This window comes from Burkholderia sp. Se-20378 (assembly GCF_017104665.1).
Taxonomy (GTDB): Bacteria; Pseudomonadota; Gammaproteobacteria; order Burkholderiales; family Burkholderiaceae; genus Burkholderia; species Burkholderia lata.
This window is the reverse complement of record NZ_JAAGPG010000004.1, coordinates 1-19,511: the sequence shown is the minus strand read 5'-3', so window position 1 is coordinate 19,511 and position 19,511 is coordinate 1. Positions and strand designations below refer to the sequence as shown.

Genomic DNA, 19,511 nt, shown 5'->3' with positions numbered 1-19,511 from the left:
CCTCCGTGAATGAACGGCCGCGCGGGCGCCGGTTGTTCCGGCGCTCCGCGCGCGGCCGTCAGGATGCCGACAGGACGAACACCGGCAGTTTCTGTTCACCTCGCTGGATGATCCGCGCTTCGACGCGCTGGCCGATCCGGATCGCGTCGGGCGCTTCGTCGATCTGCGCGAACAGGTAGTAGCCTTCGTCCATCCGGATGAAGCCGACCGTGTACGGGACGATGTCGGCCCAGACCGGCGTCGGCCCGCGCATGATCGTGCTGTGCGAGTAGATCTCGCCACGGCCCGACGCTTCGGTCCAGTTCAGCGACTTCCCGCCGCAGTGCGTACAGAACGAATGGGCCGGCCACACGGCCTCGCTGCAGTCGGTACAGCGCTGGTAGGTCAGCCTGTCTTCGGCCAGTGCGTCCCAGTAGGGTTGGGCGTCGAGCAGCCGGTACGGCTGCGGCCAGGCATTCGGCAAATGGGTTTCGGTCATGGATGCTCCCGATCAGGGTTCACGTTGCGGACGACAGCAGCAGCACGGCGCCGGCGGCCAGCATCCCGCCCGCGCCCTGCACCAGCACGGTTTCAGGACGACGTGACGGCGCCAGCCCCAACGGTTGCCCGCGCAACTGCCTGACCGCTTCGACGATGCTGTCCATGTTGCAGGAAATGCCGGGCTGCCCGAACGACAGCCAGCCGCCGTTCGTGTCGGTCGGCAGGTCGCCGTCGACGCCCGTACGGCCTTCGCGATAGACATCGATACCGCGCCCCTTCTTCGCGAAGCCGAGATCCTCCATCACGATCGGCCCCATGTGCGCGAAGTTCACCGAGAGCTGCGCCATGTCGACGTCGGCAGGCGTCAGCCCCGACATCGCATAAGCCTGGCGCGCCGCCTCGGCGGTGGCCGTGGTCGTCAGGTTCGGCAACGCACCGATGCTGTCGAACCGGCACGTGCGCAGGTTCATCCGGTCGGTCAGGTATTCGTGCGTCGTCGCCGATCCGTAGCCCATCAGGTACACCGGATTGCGCGCGTGGCGTGCATTCTCCGGCGACGTCACGACCAGCGCGCCGCCCGTGCCGCCGCCCCAGGTCGAACACATCCAGCGGCGCAGCGGCGTCGCGACGTACGGCGACGACAGCACCGCCGCACGATCGATCTCGCCGAACTTCGCCTTCGCCGCATGCGGGTGATGGCGGCCCCAGCGCTGGTTCGCGATCGCGACGTCGGCGAGGTCGCTTTCGGTGATGCCGAACTCGTGGAAGTAGCGCTGCGCGGCCTGCGCATAGAGCGCCGGAATCGTCGGGCCGTACGGGACCTCGAACTGCGGATCCGCATCGGCCTCGGCGCCCATCGCGACCGCGTCGACGAACAGCTCGGTCGCATCGCTCTGCAGGCACAGCACGTATTCCGCGCGCCCTGCCGCGATCATCTGCGACGCGATCGCGAGCGTCGACGTCAGGCCCGCGCCATGCATCGTCAGCTCGCTGGTGATCGTCACCGGCATCTGCATGTGCGAGATGAAGATGTTGCTCCACTGGGAGCGCTTGTCGGCCCACGGCGAACGGCCCGTGAACACCGCGTCGACCTGGTCCTTGCCGATGCCCGCGTCGGCGAGCGCATTGAGCGTCGCCTCGGCGGCCAACTGCAGCGGGTCCTTGCGATTCGCGCGCGACGCATAGGCATCGCCCATGCCGACGATCGCCGCAACCGGACGGGGAGTCATGGCCATGCTCCTCAGACCTTGAAGTCGGGTTGCGCTTCGGCGATCAGTGCGTCGAGATCGGCACGCTTGCGCAGCATCAGCAGGCTCCATTCGCTGCGCTGCAGGACTTCGCCGCGCTGGTTGTACGCCTGGATCAGCATCGTGCCGACGCCGAACTTGTCGTCCTTCTCCTTCTTCGCGATCACCTCGGCGCTGGCGTAGACCGTGTCGCCGATCTTCACCGGGTTCAGGAAGCGCATCTTGTCGACGCCGTAGTTCGCCTGGATCGCCGGGCCGAACTGCAGCAGCCCCGAGATCAGCGAGAACGTCAGCTGGCCCTGCACGATGCGCTCGCCCCAGCGGGTCTTCGACGCGTATTCCTTGTTCGAGTGGATTTCGATCCAGTTGCCCGTGAACATGCAGAACATCACGACATCGCTCTCGGTCACGGTGCGACCATTCGAACGGAACTTCGTGCCGATTTCCAGCTCGTCGAGCGGAATGTTGACGCTGTTGTTGATGACGCTCATTACTGTGTCTCCGGTTGAATTGGGATGGTGGCGGGCACCGCGTGCCCGCGCGCTTCGTTCGAGGGAAAAGCGTGACCGTTACTGACGCATCGACTTCGCGATGATCGTGCGCTGGATCTGCGACGTGCCGCCGCCGATGGTCGACTGGATGCTCTCGCGCAGGTAGCGTTCCATGTCGGCTTCCGGCAGGTTCGCGTAGCCGCCGAGGATCTGCATGCCGGCCAGCGCGCATTCCTTCAGCGTTTCCGAGCCGTACAGCTTCGCCATCGACACTTCGCGGCTGCACGGCACGTGGTCGGCCGCGAGTTGAGCCGCGCGATAGCAGAGCAGGCGCGCCGCATCGACCTTCGTCTGGCAGTCGGCAAGCAGGTGGCGAATCACCTGGAAGTCGTAGAGCTGATGGTCGAACTGGATACGGTCGTGCGCGTAGCGCGTGGCGGTCGTCACGGCCTGCTGCGCGTTACCCGTGTATGCCGCCGCCACCGCGCAGCGTTCGAGTTCGAGGTGTTCCGTGATGATCTTCCAGCCCTGGCCTTCCTCGCCCAGCAGCGCATCGCCCGGCACGCGCACTTCGTCGAGGAAGATCTCGGTCGTGCCCGTCGCGTGACGCGACAGCGTCGGCAGCTTGTTGATCACCATCCCCGGCGTGTTGTTCGGGATCAGCAGCACCGACAGGCCCTTGTGCTTGTCGTCGGTGCTCGTGCGCACCAGCATCGCGATCACGGTGTCCTTCGCTGCCGCGCCGCTGCACCACAGCTTCTGGCCGCTGACGATCCAGTCGCCGTTGGTGTCGCGGCGGGCGCGCGTCTTCGTGTTCGCGGCATCCGAGCCTGCGTCCGGTTCCGAGATCGACACCGAGAAGCGGATCTTGCCGTCGATGAACGGCTGCACGTATTGCTTCTTCTGTTCGGGCGTGCCGAACTTGATGATGTTCATCGCGGTGAACGTCGGCACCAGCACCGAACACGCGAAGTCGAAACCGAACTTGCCGAGGCCTTCGGCCATCAACGAGTAATCGAAGATGTCGCCGCCCGAGCCCCCTTCGGATTCCGGAATGAGGATGCCGAGCCAACCTTGCTTCGCAATCTTGTCGTACGCCTCGTACGGGTAGTCACGATTCATGTCGCACTTGCGCACGTATTCGACCGTGATCTCGTTGTCCATGAACTTGTTCACGGTGTCGAGCCACATCGTTTGCGATTCGTCGAGAAAGTTAGCCATGTGTCTTCGCTCCAGTTGTTGGCGTCTGCTCAAGCAGCCGCGTTGTTCGTCGTGGAATGAGCTTAGGGCTTCGAGCCTGGCAAACCAACTGACCATTTCTGAAGTGCCGATTCGGAAATCCCGAAACCCGCAATGGCCTGCAAAAGCAATGGCGGCCGCTATCTCGGCCACGAACCGGCGCGCAAAAGAAAGCGCCGCGCAGGGCGAAACATCGCCCTGCGCGGCGGTCATTGAAATCGGTATAAAAAGTCAGCGAGACGCTCGCGTGCCACGCAAGCGTCGATGACGGGCAGCGCTCACGTCATGCGATCGCGCCGGCCTCCCGTAGCGCGGCCAGTTCCGCAGCGGTGAATCCCCAGTCGCCGAGGACTTCGTCGGTGTGCTCGCCGGGCAGCGCCGGCGACGATTGAATTTCACCAGGTGTCCTGCTGAAGCGCGGCGCAGGGGCCGGCTGGACCACGCCATCGCGCTCGATGAATGTCTGCCGCGCGCGCAAGTGGGGATGATCGGGCGCTTCCGCCATCGACAGCACCGGTGCGATGCAGACGTCGCGCCCTTCGGCGAGCGCGCACCATTCGTCGCGCGTGCGCGTGCGGAACAATTCCGCAAACTTCGCATGGACTTCGGGCCATCGCGAACGATCGTGTTGATCCGGCATCTCTTCTTCGCGCAGGCCCAGCATCTCCAGCGTATTGCGCCAGAAACGCGACTCGTTCGACCCGATGCTGATCCAGCGCCCGTCGCGGGTTTCGTACACGTTGTACCAGGGTGCACCGGAGTCCAGACGATTGCTGCCGCGCTCGTCCTTCCAGTAGCCGCTCGCCAGCATGCCGTAGAAGAGCGTCATCAGCGACGCCGAACCATCGACCATCGCCGCGTCGACAACCTGCCCCTTGCCCGACCGCTTGCTTTCGAGGATCGCCGACACGACGCCAAGCGCGAGATACAGCGAGCCGCCGCCGAAATCCCCGGCCAGATTGAGCGGGATCACCGGCGGGCCGCCGGCCGTGCCGACCGAATGCAGTACGCCGCTCAGCGAGATGTAGTTGATGTCGTGGCCCGGCGCCTGCGCGAGCGGCCCCTGCTGCCCCCAGCCGGTCATCCGGCCGTAGACGAGCGACGGGTTCGCCGCGAGGCAGGCCTCCGGCCCGAGACCGAGTTTTTCCGCGACACCGGGGCGAAATCCTTCGACGAGCGCATCGGCCTGGCCGACCAGCTTCAGGATCGCCGCAGTCGACTCCGCTTTCTTCAGGTCGAGTGCGGCACTGCGCCGGCCGCGGTTCAGCAGGTTGAAACGCGGGTCGCCGGGCTGGCCGCCGTCATAGCCGGGCGGGCGGTCGATACGAATGATTTCGGCGCCGAGATCCGACAGCAACATGCAGCAGAACGGCACGGGGCCGACGCCCCCCAGTTCCACGATCCTGATACCGGCAAGCGGCCCTTTTGCGCTGTGCATCCTGATTGTCTCCATGAGCGTGTTGTTCTGCTTCGGCGTGCCGGGCATCGTGCGTGCCGCACGCGGACGCCATCGTGTGATCACCGATCCCGCTATGTGATGGATCGCGCCGCGCGGTGCCCTTCGCGAAGTGCCGACCCGTGCGCCGCGCTTTTCCGCCGAGCGCGCGACCGACGGGAGAGGGCAACCTCACGCGCGAACGCCTCTTGCGAGCCCTTCGCCGATGGTTCGAGTTCGAGAGGCGCCGATGCTCAGCACGCGCTGTCCCGCGCGGCCCGTCTCCCTCGCTCGCTTCTCGTGTCGGATCGGCGTCGCGGTTCACATGCCGGCCAGTCGGACGACATCGCCACACGCGCCGCATCGCAAACGACTGCGGAATCTGCTGACCATTTCATTGTGGGATCTAGGCTACCGTTGTCGATTCCTCGATCCAATTGATCATTTTCGAAGTGCCGCCTTCCCTGCGTCGAAACGGCCGGCAACGCGCGGCACAATGGCGGTCAGGCAGCGAATGATCAAACGGACGGGGTCGAACGATCGATCGGAGGGCACGGCGGCCGCGATCCGCAGTGCCGGCATGGCTTCCATGGAAATGACGCGTCGACGATGCCGGCGGCGACCCCGCACATGGATTTCGAAGTACGGAATCGATGCGTGTTAACCCTTGATCTCGCGAGAGGGCAGGCCGAATATCCGTCGGATTTCGCCCGGAGTCCAAGTGTTCCATCAGCCTCACATCGGGGCCACGCCCCATGCGCGCGTCCTGCCCCCCACCCGATTCGCCCGCCGGCACAGGCCGCCGGCGCGCATGCCCGAGGGTGCCGCGTCATGAAACTCACGCCCGCCCGCGCCCGCCTGTTCACGCTCAGGCATCTGCGCAGCGATCTGCTGCCGTGGGCGATCGCGTTGTCCGTCGGCATCGACTACTTCGACAACTCGATCTTTTCGTTCTTCACGAGCTACATCGCGGGCGGCATCAATGCGTCGCCGGACGAACTGGTGTGGTCGTCGACGGCCTACGCCACCGCTTCCGTGCTCGGCATCGTGCAGCAGCAATGGCTGATCGAGCGCCTCGGCTTCCGGCGCTACCTGAGCGGCTGCCTGCTGATGTTCGCGGCCGGGTCGCTCGCCGCGTCGCTCAGCGAATCGTCGATGGCGCTCGCGATGGCGCGCGGCTTCCAGGGCTATTTCATCGGACCGATGCTCGGCACCTGCCGCATCATGCTGCAAACCGGCTTCACACCCGAGGAACGCGCCCCCGCCACGCGCATCTTTCTCGTGATGATCCTGCTCGCCAGCGCACTCGCACCGATGGCGGGCGGCTATCTCGTCGCGCACTTCGACTGGCGCGCGCTGTTCCTGTGCTCGACGGTCGGCGGCGCCGCGCTGTCGGCGTTCACCTTCCTCGTGGTGCCGCACATCGGCAGGCGCCCGATCGAGCGGCGCAGCGACACCCATCTATGGCCGTATCTGGTGTTCGCCATCGCGCTCGGCGCACTGCAGATCGTCGCGCAGCAGTTGCGCTTCGAAGTGTTCAGCACCACGCCGCTGATGCCGCTGGCCACCGTCGCCGGGCTGACCGCGCTCGGCTGGTTCGCGTGGCACCAGTGGCACGATCCGCGCCCGCTCCTTCGCGTGAACGCGCTGCGCGAAGGCCCTTTCCGGCAAGGCATCGTGCTTTACGCGTTCTACTACTTCATCAGTAATGCGATCGGTTTCCTGATCTCGCGGCTGCTGCAAAGCGGGCTCGGCTATCCGGTGGAAAATGCGGGCCGCCTCGTCGGGCTCACTTCGCTCACGGCGATTCCGATGGCCATCGCGTATTTCAAATACGCGCGCCTCATCAAGCGCAAATGGCTGATCGTGCCGGGCTTCGCGATGGCGGCCGCGATCGGCATCTGGGTGCTCAACCTGCCTCCCGACGTCAGCATGGGCTGGCTGCTGCCGCCACTGGTGTTGCGCGGCTTTCTGCTGATGTTCATCGCGCTGCCGACCGCGAGCGCCGCGTTTCAGATTTTCTCGAACGACGAATTCACGCACGGGTACCGTTTCAAGAACGTGGTCAAGCAGCTGGCCTACTCGCTGTCGACGGCGACCTTCATCATCGTCGACCAGCATCGCACGGCCGTGCATCAGACGCGCCTCGTCGAGTTCGCGAACCCGTACAACCCGGTGTTCGTGAACACGCTCGACACGATGACGCACGCGTTCGAGGCGCAGGGGATGGGTGCAGCCGAGGCGCGCGGCCTGTCGTTGGGCCAGATCGCGCATATGGTCGCGCACCAGGCCAGTTTCCTCAGCGCGCTGGACGGCTTCGAGATGATCGTGGGGCTGGCGCTGGTGGGCGGAACGATCGCGTTCGTGCAGCGGCAGATTCGGTAGCCGCACAAGGAGGCAGGTACAATCCGCAGCGAACCGACTCGCGGGAATGCGACGGCTTGTCCGAAGGCCGCGCCGGAAAAATCAGATCTCGTCGGAAAACTCGTCGAGAAAGCGCTGCAATCGATCGCGGCGAACGATCGCCATGCGCGTACCGGTGACGGTCTGAAACCCGGTTGAAAGCCGCAGCAGCTTCGTGCGGAAGTGATCGATCGCGAATCGCGTGTCGTCGAGTGCCCGATCCGATGCGTGCGGATCGGCCGGGTCATACAACGCGCTGCCCATCCGGCCCGCGACATAAAAGCACCGCGCCACGCCCACCATGCCGATCGCATCGAGCCGGTCGGCATCCTGCAGCATCCTGGCTTCCAGCGCCTTCGGCGCGATACAAGCCGAAAAACTGTGCGCCTCGACCGCGTGTGCAACCGCGTCGATCTTCGCGTCCGGCCAATCCAGCGATTGCAGCACCTGCCGGGCCTTTTCCGCCGACAGCCGCGATGCCTGCGCGCGAAGCGGGGAATTTTTCTCCACCGCCACGCAGTCGTGCAGCAATGTCGCCGCGAACAGCACTTCGGCATCTCCGCCCTCCTTCGCGTGGATCGCGGCCGCGTTCTTCCACACGCGCTGCAGATGCGACGTGTCGTGGGAGCCATCGCCATTGGCATCGCTCCAGTGAGCCAGCAAGGCCTTGGCCAGATCCTGAAAGGGGGCGAATGCAGGGAGAGTCATCGGGGAAATCGGTCGAGGTCGGGATGCCGATTATCGCCGCAAGCGCCGCGCGGCACACGATCTTCAATCCGATCCGTCCTTGATTCCGGCAGATCAAGCAAACCGTTACCTCCAACGGAACCCGGTTGGCTTATAGTGCGGGTTGCCGATTCGACGAGGAGCGCTGCAATGACACTGCTGGCCAATGGTCCGTTTGAAGTGAAGCTGAATCCGGAATCCCTGAGTCCCGTCGCGGAACAGACCGGGCTCGGCCGCATGTCGCTGGACAAGCAGTATCACGGCGACCTGGAAGCCGTCAGCCAGGGAGAGATGCTCGCGTTTCGAAGCAGCGTCCAGGGCTCCGCCGGCTATGTGGCGATGGAAACCGTGCAAGGCACGCTGGGCGGCCGCCACGGCAGTTTTGTCCTGCAGCACAGCTCCACCATGACGCGCGGGCAGCCGCAGCAGTCGATCACCGTCGTGCCCGATTCCGGCACCGGAGAACTGGTGGGGCTCGCCGGCTCGATGATCATCACCATCGACAACGGCCGGCATTCGTACCGTTTCGACTACACGCTGCCTGACTCGCCTCGGTAAGCCGACTCACGGGGATGCGGCGACTTCATCGTGCGGGCGCGCTGGTGCAGTAACGCGCCCCGTGCAGCATCCACCTGCCCGATACCCCGGCGATTTCGCATCGACGAAGGCATTGCCGGGTTCGCTCATGACCGCGTCGATGCGTTCGACTGCGGCGACGCGATCAACTCGCCATCGCCGAGCCATCGCACCGCGATCGACACGCATTCAATTCCACGCATGGCGCGCCGGCCGCACGCCATTCAGGTAGTAGTTGCCGACAAGGTGATATTTCCAGCGCACCGGATCGTGCAGCGTATGCGTGCGCGCATTGCGCCAGTGCCGGTCGAGGTTGTGCTCAGCCAGCGTCGACTGCGTGCCGGCCAGCTCGAACAGCTTCTCGCCCGCGAGCAGCGCGATTTCCGTCGTCAACACCTTCGCCTCGCCCACCGCCACCGACGCGCGCGCGACATCGTCCTCGGTCACGTTGCCGCGCGCCGCGATCTCGTCGAGCGTACGCGCCGCACGCTCGAGCAACGCCTCCGCCGCATGCAGCTGAATGTGCAGATGGCCGATCTCGCGAATCGTCAGCGGATCGTCGGCTGCCCGCTCGACGCCGCTGTCGACCCACGGCCGCGTGCGCGAGCGCACGAACGCCAGCGTATCGTCGAGCGCGGCCTTCGCGATGCCCGCGTCGATCGCGGCCTGGATGATCTGCGACAGCGGGCCGTTCAGCGTCGGCAGATCCGACACGCGCTGGGCCGGCAGCACGTGCGATGCTGGCACGCGCACGTTGTCGAGCACGACGGTGCCGCTCGCGGTGGTCCGCTGCCCGAACCCCGACCAGTCGTCGATCACGGTCAGCCCGGGCGCAGGCTGGCGAATGTACGCGAGCCACGCGTGGCGTTCGTCGTCGAGGCCGAGCACCGGCACGTAATGCGCGAACAGCGCCCCGGTCGAATAGAACTTGGTGCCGTCGACGACGTAATCGTCGCCGTCCCGCCGCACGCGCGTCTTCAGGTCGAGCACGTGCTTCGTGCCCTTCTCCGAAAAGCCGTTGCCGAACCGCTTGCCGCTCAACACTTCCGAGAACAAGTGGCGCTTCTGCGCGTCGGTGCCGGTCAGTGCGATCACGTCGACCAGCCCGAAATGATTCTGCGGCAACTGCCCGAGCGACGGATCGGCCGCCGCGACGATCTTCACCACCTCCGTCAGCGTCACATGCGACACGCCCGCGCCGCCATAGGCCTTCGGCACCGTGATGGCCCACAGCCCCGACTGCGAGAACCATTCGATCTCGTCGCGCGGCAGCCGGCGCTCCCGGTCGCGCTCGGCCGCACCCTCCGCGAGCCGCTGCGCAAGGGCATGCGCGGCCGCGATGGCCTGCGCATCGTCGGCGATCACGCGGGCCGCCTGCGGTTGCGTATCGGCCGGCCGTTCCTGGATCGTGGCGCTCGTCTCTGACATCGGGCTCTCCTGCTGATTGACGGAAACGTTCAATCTAGCAGCGCGTCACACGCCGGCAAACCGAGCGATTCGCACAACGATATTCCTTCGCATGACAAACGATACGGCGCGCTGCCCGCAAGCAACCGCGCGTCAGCATCGACATCGACGCTCCAGCATCGACGCCGCGCCGCCTCCCCCGCGTAATGCCCGATGGCGATAACGATGTACGAATCCGTTATTGGATCGTCCGCAGCGTGCTTTCTATACTGGCCTGCCGGCATCGACGGCCCCGCCTTTCAAGGACCCCCGCATGACTTCGTCTTCCGCACCAACCGAACTTTCCACCGGCGCCGACTATGACGCGCTTGCCAGCCGCTTCAGGCCGATCTTCGAACGCATCGCGGCCGGCACCGCGGAACGCGAACGCCGCCGCGAGTTGCCGCACGAGGCAATCGGCTGGCTGAAGGCCGCCGGCTTCGGCGCCGTGCGGCTGCCGGTGCGCAATGGCGGCGCCGGCGCGTCGCTGCCGCAACTGTTCCGGCTGCTGACCGAACTCGCCGCCGCCGATTCCAATCTGCCGCAGGCATTGCGCGGGCACTTCGCGTTCGTCGAAGACTGGCTGAACGCGCCGCCCGGCGCCGATCGCCAGACGTGGTTCGACCGCTTCGCGAGCGGCCAGCTCGTCGGCAATGCGTGGACGGAAACCGGCGACGTGGCGCTCGGCCAGACCATCACGAAGGTGTCGGAAAAGAACGGCCGGCTCGTGCTGAACGGCCGGAAGTTCTACAGCACCGGCAGCCTGTTCGCCGACTGGATCGACGTGTTTGCGCAACGCGCGGACGACGGCAGCGACGTGATCGTCGCCGTGGCGACCGCGCAGCCCGGCGTGATCCGCGAGGACGACTGGGACGGCTTCGGCCAGACGACGACCGGCAGCGGCACCACGCGCTTCGAAGACGCGGCGGTCGACGCCCGGGACGTGATCGACTTCGCACGACGCTTCAAGTACCAGACCGCGTTCTACCAGCTCTTTCACGTCGCGACGCTGGCCGGCATCGGCCATGCGATCGTGCGCGACGCGGGCGACCTGGTGCGCCGCCGCACCCGCGTGTACAGCCACGGCAACGCCCCGCGCGCGGCCGACGACGCGCAGTTGCAGCAGGTGATCGGCGAGATCGCGTCGTGGGCCTATGCGGCCGACGCGCTCGCGCTGCGCGCCGCGCAGCCGCTGCAACAGGCCTACGAAGCGCACTTCGGCGGCGACGCCGCGGCCGAGCACGATGCGAACGTCGCAGCCGAGATCGAATCCGCGCAAAGCCAGCTCGTCGTGTCCGAACTCGTATTGCGCGCGGCGACGCGCCTGTTCGACGCGCTGGGCGCCTCCGCGACCCGCAGCACGACGTCGCTCGATCGTCACTGGCGCAATGCGCGCACCGTGTCGTCGCACAATCCGCTCGTCTACAAGGCGCGGATCGTCGGCGACTGGGTCATCAACGGGCGCACGCCGCCGTTCGTCTGGCAGATCGGCAACGGTCCGGGTGCGGGTGCGAGCACGCATGCAGAGACAGGAGCCGCCCGATGAGCAAGACCATCCGCTTCAACGCGTTCGAGATGAACTGCGTCGGCCACCAGTCGCCCGGGCTGTGGGCCCATCCGCGCGACCGCTCATGGCAGTACAAGGATCTCGACTACTGGACCGACCTCGCGCGCGTGCTCGAACGCGGAATTTTCGACGCGATCTTCATCGCGGACGTGATCGGCTACTACGACGTCTACAAGGGCAGCAATTACCACGCGCTGCACCAGGCCGCGCAGATCCCGGTCAACGACCCGCTGCAGCTCGCCGCGCCGATGGCGATGGCGACCGAGCATCTCGGCATCGGCATCACCGCGTCGACGACGTTCGAGCACCCGTACACGTTCGCGCGCCGGCTGTCGACCGCCGACCATCACACGAAGGGCCGGCTCGCATGGAACATCGTCACGTCCTACCTTGAAAGCGGCGCGAAAAACGTCGGCGATAACGGCCTGCGCACCCACGACGACCGCTATGCGGTCGCGGCCGAATACGTCGAGGTGCTGTACAAGCTGTTCGAGGGCAGCTGGGAAGACGGTGCGGTCGTGCGCGATCGCGACGGCCGCGTGTTCACGCATCCGGAGAAGGTGCACGAGATCGGCCACAAGGGCCGTTTCTTCGACGTGCCCGGCTACCACCTGTGCGAACCGTCGCCGCAGCGCACGCCGGTGCTGTTCCAGGCCGGCGCGTCAGGCCCCGGCAAGGCGTTCGCCGCGCAGCACGCGGAATGCGTGTTCGTCGCCGCGCCGACCCGCCCGCAGCTGGCGCGCTACGTGGCCGACGTGCGCGCGCAGGCCACGGCCGCCGGGCGCGACGCGAGCAAGGTCCTGATCTACAACCTCGTCACCGTGATCGTCGACGAAACCGACGAGAAGGCGCAGGCCAAGTTCGACGAATACCGCAAGTACGTGTCGTACGACGGCTCGCTGGTGTTCATGTCCGGCTGGACCGGCATCGACTTCGGCCAGTACGCGCCGAACGATCCCGTCCGGCGCGTCGAAACGAATGCGATCGTGTCGGCGGTCGAGCACCTGGCGGGCGGCGACACCGCATGGACGATCGAGGAGCTGGCGGCCTGGGGCGGCATCGGCGGCCTGGGCCCGGTGTTCGTCGGCTCGGCCGCGACCGTCGCGGACATCCTGCAGGAATGGGTCGCCGCCACCGACGTGGACGGCTTCAACCTCGCGTATGCGGTTGCGCACGAAACCTTCGAGGACGTCGTGCGCTATCTCGTCCCCGAGCTGCAGCGGCGCGGCGTGTATCCGACCGGCTATGCGCCGGGTACGCTGCGCGAGAAACTGTTCGGCGGGTCGGCGCGGCTGCCGGACGAACACCCGGCAGCGCAGTTCCGCGACATCGAGCAGGTCAAGCGCGACGCCGAACAGGTGGCGGCCTACGCGTGACGGCCATGCGTCGGCTGGTTGGCCCGCATGCGGGCCGGCCGGCCGGCTTCACGATGAGCAGCAACCGGTGCGTCGGGGTCATCACTCGCCCGACACACCGTCGCCTGATCTCCCCGCTCCCCTCATTCGACACCCGGTGCGGCCCCGATGCGGGTTCTGCTTCCGCCCCCACGCATCAAGACGGCGAACATTGCGGTAGCGGCAACGAAAACGCGCGCACCGAGCGTGCGCGCGCTTTCACAACGATAAGCGACCTCGATCGCGTTCAAACGACGCCGTCGTCGTCGTCGATATCACGCGCCGTCGGCTCGTAACGCACGATCAACAGGAACACGATCGGCGTAGCGGCGCTGATCGCGACGACCCAGAACATGTCCGTACCGAGCCGCGCCTGCAGGATCGGCAGCACAAACAGCGCGAGCGCCTGACCGATGCCGCACAGCGAGCGCCCGAAGCCGACACCCGTACCGCGGATCGCCGCCGGATACGACAGCGTCGGGTAGATCATCATCTGCGCGCCCGGCCCGAACCCTTCTGCGAACAGCCAGGTGCCGAGCATCAACACCACGAAGCCGATCGCGAGTGCGCCATGCGGATGCCCCGCCAGCGCGAGCGCCACGAGCGCGACGAACTGGAGCGCGAAGCCTGCAATCGCGACATGACGCGACGCATGGCGATGGGCGAGGCGCATGCCCAGCAAGCCGCCGGTGAACGCAAACAGCACGTTCAGCGCCAGCGACGCGGCGATCGTTTCGAACACACCCGCCCCGAGAAACTGCGACAGGATCGACGGCAGGAAGAAGGCGATCGCCGTGTATTCGAACGGGATGCACAGGTTCATCACGCTGGCGACGATCGTGCGCCCCAGGTACGGGTGCTGGAACAGCACGCGAATTCGCACGGGCGGCTGGCTCGGCGCGGGTCGAGCATCCTTCGCTTCGTGTGCATGAATCCCGTACGACTCGCGCAGAATCCGTGCGGCGTTGGCCAGGTCACCCTGGTTCGCGGCCCACAGCGGCGATTCGTTCATGAACCGGTTCCTGAACAGGATGATGACGAGTGCCGGCACCGCGCCGAAGATCAGCGACGCGCGCCACAGCCATCCCGCATGCTCGGCGGGCAGCAGGAAATACAGCCCGAAGATCAGCAGGAAGCAGACCGAGGACGCCACGTACCACATCGGGCACCACGCCGCGAGCCGCGACGCCTTGTTGCCGCGACCGTTGAACTTCGAGAATTCCGCGAGAAACGCCATCGCGACCGGCAGGTCGATGCCGACCCCGAGCCCCATCACAAAGCGCGCCCCGATCAGCACCCACACGTTCGGCGCCAGCCCGGCCGCGATCGCCGCGACCACGAAAAACAGCATGTCGGCCATGAACACCTGATAGCGGCCGATCTTGTCGGTCAGCCATCCGCCGATCAGGCTGCCGAAGATCGTGCCGATCATGATCGCCGACCCGACCAGCCCGGTCAGCGCCGGCGTCAGGCCGAACTCGCGCGCCACGTCGTCGATCCCGTAGGACAGCGTCGTCAGATCGTACGCGTCGAGAAAGACGCCGCCGAGCGCCAGCAGCACGATCATCCGGGCATGGCTGACCGAGCTGTCCACCGTGTTGATCAGGCGCGCGACGTCGCTGGCCGAGCGAATGGGCGAGGAAACCGGGGTGGCGGCGTTCAGATCGATCGAACTCATCGCATTCCTTAGTGTTTCGCCGAATGGTCGGCGATGTCTGCATGGCGCCGGAAGTCGGGCGTCTGGCATTCGCGTCCGGCAGAGACCCGATGCAACCGCGATCCTCTCGACACGCGATGTCCTCACGTTCCGGCAGCACGCATTCTGTTCTCCCGATCCGGTTATCCCAAGCGATATAAATCGATAAATTAACCAGTCCGCGTCATTAAGTTGCTCGCCGTCCGCGCTTAGCAGCAGCGTGCATGTTCAATCGCGGATTTCTTCGTTCGCCGCGCGCCGATGCTTCGTTACATTAGCCGGTCACCCTGCCTGTTCGCGGCATCTTGCCGCCCTTCCGGAGAATCCCCGATGAAGCTGTCCTGGTCCCGCGCGTGGCATTCCGCGGCCCTCGTCGTTGCCGCGCTCGCCGGCCTCGTCTCGGTGCACGCACGCGCCGCGACGCCCGCGGAGATCCGCGTCGACTACGCGTACTACTCACCGGAGAGCCTGGTGATCCGCCACTTCGGCTGGCTCGAGGACGAATTCAAGGCCGACCGCACGTCGATTCGCTGGGTGCTAAGCCTGGGCAGCAATCGTGCGCTCGAATACCTGAACAGCGGTGCGGTCGATTTCGGTTCAGCCGCGGGTCTCGCGTCGGTGCTCGCGCGTGCGAACGGCAACCCGATCCATACGGTCTACGTGTTCTCCCGTCCCGAGTGGACCGCGCTGGTGGTCCGCAAGGATTCGCCGATCCGCTCGCTCGCGGACCTGAAGGGCAAGAAGATCGCGGCGACGCGCGGCACCGATCCGTTCCTGTTCACGCTTCGCGCGCTGCACACGGTCGGCCTGACCCGCGACGATGTCGAGATCGTCAACCTGCAGCATCCCGACGGGCGCACCGCACTCGCGAACGGCCAGGTCGATGCGTGGGCCGGCCTCGATCCGCACATGGCCGCGGCGCAGCTCGACGACGGCGCCCGCCTGCTCTATCGCAATGTGGCGTTCAACACCTATGGCTTCCTGAACGTCCGCGACGCGTTCGCCGGCCAGTACCCGCAGGCGGTCACGCGCGTACTGAAGGTCTACGATCGCGCGCGTCAGTGGATCGTTGCGCATCCGGCCGATACCGCGCAGATCGTCGCCGACGAATCGAAGGTATCGCTGCCGGTGGCGAAACTGCAACTGCAGCGCAACGACTTCAGCGATCCCGTTCCGGGTGACACCCAGCGCGCGGCGCTGAAGGCGGCCGCGCCGGTGCTGACGGCCGAACAGCTGACCAAACCCGGCGTCGACCCCGCGAAGATCGTCGATACGCTGATCGATCCATCGTTCGCGCGCCCGCTCGTCGACGCATCGCGCTGAAACAGCCGCCCATGACCGACACCGCTGCCCGCGACGACACGCTCGCCCCCCGCCGCCCCGCCGCGTCACGCGCCATCCGGCGCGATCCGCTTCGCAGATGGCGGATCGCCGGCCTCGCGCTGCCGTTCGCGGCGCTCGCGTTGCTGGAGGTCGTCGTACGGCAGGGCTGGCTGCCGAATCATCTCGTCCCGGCGCCGAGCGAGATTCTCGACACGCTCGCCCGCCTGGGCGTCACGCGCGTGGCGCGCCATGTCGGCGCGAGTACGCTGCGGGTCGCGGCGGGTTTCGCGGCGGGCGCCGGACTCGCGCTCGTCGTCGGCGCGGCGATGGGCCTGAGCCGCCGGATCGATGCGCTGTTCGAACCGACGTTCCAGGCGCTGCGCGCGATTCCGTCGCTCGCGTGGGTGCCGGTGTTGCTGCTGTGGCTCGGCATCGATGAAGCACCGAAGGTCACGCTGATCGCCATCGGCGCCTTCTTCCCGGTCCACCTCGCGGTGGTCGCCGGCATTCGCGACGTCGACCGCAAGCTCGTCGAGCTCGGCGCGGTATACCGGCTCGGCCCGCTCGCGCTGTTCCGTCGCATCCTGCTGCCGGCCGCGCTGCCGCAGATCGTCACCGGCTTGCGCACCGGCCTCAGTCTCGCGTGGATGTTCATGGTCGCCGCGGAGCTGATCGCGGCCACGCGTGGCCTCGGCTTCCTGTTGAGCGACGGCCGGGAAACCGGGCGGCCGGATCTCGTGTTCGGGGCGATCCTGCTGCTGGCGTTGCTCGGCAAGCTGACCGACGGCGCGATGGCGCGCATCGAATCGCACTGGCTCGGTTGGCGCGACGCGTTCGACCATACGCCACGCAAGGTGTCGACATGAGCCCCCATCCTTCCGCACACACGGCGGCCGGCGCTGCGGCACCGCTGCTCGACCTGCGCATCACCCGCAAGCTTTACGGCGATCGCACGATCCTCGCCGACGTTCCGCTGCAGGTCGCACGCGGCGAGATCGTCTGCGTGGTCGGCCCGAGCGGTTGCGGCAAGAGCACGCTGCTGCGGATCGTCGCCGGCCTCGATACCGATTTCCGCGGCAGCGTGACGCTCGGCGGCATCGCGCTCGACGGTCCCTCTCCGCGCGCTGGCGTGATCTTCCAGGAGCCGCGGCTGCTGCCATGGCTAGCGATCGCGGACAACGTCGGCTTTGCGGCCGGCCCGCGAGGCGGACGCGACCCGTCCGTCGCACGGCTGCTCGACGAAGTCGGCCTGGCCGGCGTCGCCCGGCAACTGCCGGCCACGTTGTCGGGCGGGATGGCCCAGCGCGCGGCGATCGCGCGCGGGCTGTTCGGCGAGCCGGACCTGCTGCTGCTCGACGAACCGTTCAGCGCGGTCGATGCGATCACCCGGATGCGGTTGCAGACACTGCTGCTCGATGTCGTGGAGCGACACCGGACGGCCGCGATCGTCGTCACGCACGATCTCGACGAAGCGCTGTATCTCGGCGATCGCGTGCTGATGCTCGCGCCGAACCCGGGCCGCATCGACGACGAGATCCACGTTGCAGTCGCCCGGCCGCGTGATCGCCGCGACCCGACGCTGGCCGTCCTGCGCGCGCGGCTGCTGGACGCATTCCAGCAGCTTCAGGATCGTGCCGACGAGACGAAGCGTCGAACGCGCGACCGTCAAGCCTCGGAAGCCTGACTGCGCGCCGGCTGGTTCACGACCGGCGTCGCCCGGCGCCGATTCGGCACGCGTTCGGCGCCGGGACGACGTATCCGTCATCGCACACCGGTGCGACGGGAATCGGCGTCATATCGCGGCCCCGACAGGGTGCGCGGCGTATCGACCGCGCGCTCACCGCGCGGCGACGTGACACGCTGCAACGCGCCGGTGCACCGGCGCACGTCAACCGTGCGTGTGCCGCAACTCGCTGTCGATCGTCTGCGGCAGTCGCAGCAGGTTGAAGATCGGGCACAACGCCTCGACCGCCTGATGCAGCGCACGAATCGTTTCCGGCGGTTCGGGCGAGACGATATCGAGCGTGTAGCGGAGGTTGTGCGGGAATACCGGCACATGCTCGAAACCCGGTTGCTGCGCGAGCGGATGCTGGTCGCCGGTCACTTCGACCTTGATCGAATCGATTTTCAGGCCGCGCTCCGCGGCCTGAATCAGCGTGATGTGCGTCAGGCAACTCCCCAGCACGCCGAGCTGCAGCTCCGGTGACGCCGGCCCGAGGTTGTAGCCGGCGAAATCGGGCGGGCTGTCGCTGATCACCTGGAAATCGCGAATGCGGATCTCCCGCACGCCGCTGCGGCCCAGTGCGCGCACGGTCGCTTTCAGCGGGGTGGCCTTGAGTTCCGGATTGCTGCGGGCGGCTTCTTTTTTCGCGAGCCAGGCGTCGCGTTTTTGTTTGAGATAGTCGTTCAGTGTCGTCATGTCGGGCTGGTACGGTCGCAATGACTGGCCATGCATACGGCAGCCAATCGAGGGGGGTCTTCATGCTATGCCCTTCCGTGACAGCCACGAAACGATCATTCCAGCAAAGCAATTCGCGGGATGTGATGTCGCATGGCGACACGCGCGCTCAGGAACCGTCGGCGGTCGTTCATCCTCCTCGAGTTATCCACAATTTCCGTGCATAACCCTGTGGAGAACCTCGCCGCAATTGCGCCGCAGTCCCTGCCGACAAGCGTCTCGGCGCTATCGCCGTCGCGTCGTGGGCATTGCACGCCGACTCCATCGCATCGGGTTCGGCGATCGTGCTTCACCTCGCTGGTGCACGGGTCGTGCGGACATCGCCAGTCGGGATGTCCGCACCAGAAATGTGCGGCTTCGACATCGGCCGCACCGCGTCGCCCCCCCCGTCCGGCCCGACGCGCCAACGCCGGTCGCGAGCATCCGTGTGTCAGGCAAGCGCCTCGTCACGCAGACGGAACTGCGCAACCGCCGCGCTCAGCCGCGAGCCTTGTTCGTCGAGCGACAGCGCCGCGGCTGCGGCCTCCTCGACCAGCGCGGCATTGCGCTGCATCGTCTGCTCCATCTGGATGACCGCGGCGTTCACCTGCTCGATGCCCGACGATTGCTCCTCGAACGCGTTGCTGGTTTCGTTCATGATCGTATTGACGCGCTCGACCGCCGCGACGAGCTCGGCCATCGCCGAGCCGGCCAGGGCGACGAGGCCGCTGCCGTCTTCGACGCGCTGCGCGGAATGGCCGATCAGTTCGCGGATCTCCGTCGCCGCCGACGCGCAGCGCTGCGCGAGCCCGCGCACCTCGGTCGCCACGACCGCGAAGCCGCGCCCCTGCTCGCCCGCGCGCGCGGCTTCGACGGCGGCGCTCACCGCCAGGATGTTGGTCTGGAACGCGCTGCTCTCGATCACGCCGACGCTCCCGGCGATCCGCGTCGCACTCTCCGAAATCTCCGACATCGTCTCGACGCCGCGCTGCATCGCCGCGCCGCCTCGCTCCGCGATGCCGGCCGCGCCCTCCACCTCGGTGAGCGCCTC

18 protein-coding genes are annotated in these 19,511 nt (G+C 66.6%); 7 read left to right on the top strand and 11 right to left on the bottom strand.

Annotation, left to right across the window (positions count from 1 at the left end; all coding sequences use genetic code 11):
* Positions 1-58: 58 nt before the first annotated feature.
* The 6 genes from G3N93_RS01525 to G3N93_RS01500 form a co-directional block, all read right to left on the bottom strand.
* Positions 59-478 (bottom strand): Zn-ribbon domain-containing OB-fold protein, encoded by a 420-nt coding sequence (locus G3N93_RS01525; protein ID WP_174939219.1) that lies wholly within the window; start codon positions 476-478, stop codon positions 59-61.
* A gap of 19 nt (positions 479-497) precedes the next feature.
* Entirely contained in the window at positions 498-1,715 is a 1,218-nt protein-coding gene (locus tag G3N93_RS01520; RefSeq protein WP_206132162.1) for a thiolase family protein, read from the bottom strand.
* 5 nt (positions 1,716-1,720) lie between these two features.
* On the bottom strand, positions 1,721-2,218 hold the full coding sequence (locus G3N93_RS01515; RefSeq protein WP_011350178.1) for a MaoC/PaaZ C-terminal domain-containing protein: 498 nt from the start codon (positions 2,216-2,218) through the stop codon (positions 1,721-1,723).
* A gap of 78 nt (positions 2,219-2,296) precedes the next feature.
* Positions 2,297-3,439, bottom strand: a complete 1,143-nt coding sequence (locus tag G3N93_RS01510) for an acyl-CoA dehydrogenase family protein (protein ID WP_011350179.1) — start codon at positions 3,437-3,439, stop codon at positions 2,297-2,299.
* A 301-nt stretch (positions 3,440-3,740) separates the two neighbouring features.
* A complete protein-coding gene (locus G3N93_RS01505) occupies positions 3,741-4,895 on the bottom strand; it encodes a CaiB/BaiF CoA-transferase family protein (RefSeq protein WP_206121510.1) in 1,155 nt (384 codons plus the stop codon).
* Positions 4,896-5,333: 438 nt separating this feature from the next.
* A complete protein-coding gene (locus tag G3N93_RS01500) occupies positions 5,334-5,483 on the bottom strand; it encodes a hypothetical protein (protein WP_206132161.1) in 150 nt (49 codons plus the stop codon).
* Positions 5,484-5,723: 240 nt separating this feature from the next.
* Here G3N93_RS01500 and G3N93_RS01495 point away from each other — a divergent pair, with 240 nt between their 5' ends.
* Entirely contained in the window at positions 5,724-7,277 is a 1,554-nt protein-coding gene (locus G3N93_RS01495; RefSeq protein ID WP_174982593.1) for an MFS transporter, read from the top strand.
* Between the two features lie 81 nt (positions 7,278-7,358).
* Here G3N93_RS01495 and G3N93_RS01490 read toward each other — a convergent pair whose 3' ends face one another.
* Positions 7,359-8,003, bottom strand: a complete 645-nt coding sequence (locus G3N93_RS01490) for an HD domain-containing protein (protein WP_206132160.1) — start codon at positions 8,001-8,003, stop codon at positions 7,359-7,361.
* A gap of 168 nt (positions 8,004-8,171) precedes the next feature.
* Between G3N93_RS01490 and G3N93_RS01485 the strand changes: the two genes are divergently transcribed.
* Positions 8,172-8,579, top strand: coding sequence for a DUF3224 domain-containing protein (locus tag G3N93_RS01485; protein WP_206132159.1), 408 nt, complete (start codon positions 8,172-8,174; stop codon positions 8,577-8,579).
* Between the two features lie 207 nt (positions 8,580-8,786).
* Here G3N93_RS01485 and G3N93_RS01480 read toward each other — a convergent pair whose 3' ends face one another.
* Positions 8,787-10,025, bottom strand: a complete 1,239-nt coding sequence (locus G3N93_RS01480) for an SfnB family sulfur acquisition oxidoreductase (protein WP_206132158.1) — start codon at positions 10,023-10,025, stop codon at positions 8,787-8,789.
* A 292-nt stretch (positions 10,026-10,317) separates the two neighbouring features.
* On the opposite strand from G3N93_RS01480, the gene G3N93_RS01475 reads away from it, so the two are divergent.
* Positions 10,318-11,589, top strand: a complete 1,272-nt coding sequence (locus G3N93_RS01475) for an acyl-CoA dehydrogenase family protein (RefSeq protein ID WP_206132157.1) — start codon at positions 10,318-10,320, stop codon at positions 11,587-11,589.
* On the top strand, positions 11,586-12,986 hold the full coding sequence (locus G3N93_RS01470; protein ID WP_206132156.1) for an LLM class flavin-dependent oxidoreductase: 1,401 nt from the start codon (positions 11,586-11,588) through the stop codon (positions 12,984-12,986). Before G3N93_RS01475 ends, G3N93_RS01470 begins: the two co-directional genes overlap by 4 nt.
* 265 nt (positions 12,987-13,251) lie before the next feature.
* Here the strand turns inward: G3N93_RS01470 and G3N93_RS01465 are convergent, their stop codons facing one another.
* A complete protein-coding gene (locus tag G3N93_RS01465) occupies positions 13,252-14,682 on the bottom strand; it encodes an MFS transporter (RefSeq protein WP_206132155.1) in 1,431 nt (476 codons plus the stop codon).
* Positions 14,683-15,030: 348 nt separating this feature from the next.
* On the opposite strand from G3N93_RS01465, the gene G3N93_RS01460 reads away from it, so the two are divergent.
* Genes G3N93_RS01460 through G3N93_RS01450 form a run of 3 tightly spaced genes read left to right on the top strand, consistent with a single transcriptional unit; the run spans position 15,031 to position 17,707 of the window.
* Positions 15,031-16,023, top strand: a complete 993-nt coding sequence (locus G3N93_RS01460) for an aliphatic sulfonate ABC transporter substrate-binding protein (RefSeq protein WP_206121516.1) — start codon at positions 15,031-15,033, stop codon at positions 16,021-16,023.
* A gap of 11 nt (positions 16,024-16,034) precedes the next feature.
* Positions 16,035-16,889 (top strand): ABC transporter permease, encoded by an 855-nt coding sequence (locus G3N93_RS01455; protein ID WP_206132154.1) that lies wholly within the window; start codon positions 16,035-16,037, stop codon positions 16,887-16,889.
* Entirely contained in the window at positions 16,886-17,707 is an 822-nt protein-coding gene (locus G3N93_RS01450) for an ABC transporter ATP-binding protein (RefSeq protein ID WP_206132153.1), read from the top strand. The genes G3N93_RS01455 and G3N93_RS01450 overlap by 4 nt, the downstream gene beginning before the upstream one ends.
* 204 nt (positions 17,708-17,911) lie before the next feature.
* On the opposite strand, the gene G3N93_RS01445 is transcribed toward G3N93_RS01450, so the two are convergent.
* Positions 17,912-18,442 carry an OsmC family protein gene (locus tag G3N93_RS01445; protein WP_206122533.1) on the bottom strand — a complete coding sequence of 177 codons (531 nt, stop codon included), beginning with the start codon at positions 18,440-18,442 and terminating at the stop codon, positions 17,912-17,914.
* 469 nt (positions 18,443-18,911) lie between these two features.
* Positions 18,912-19,511, bottom strand: a 600-nt coding sequence (locus G3N93_RS01440) for a methyl-accepting chemotaxis protein (RefSeq protein ID WP_241026359.1), incomplete at its 5' end; no start/stop codon positions are given.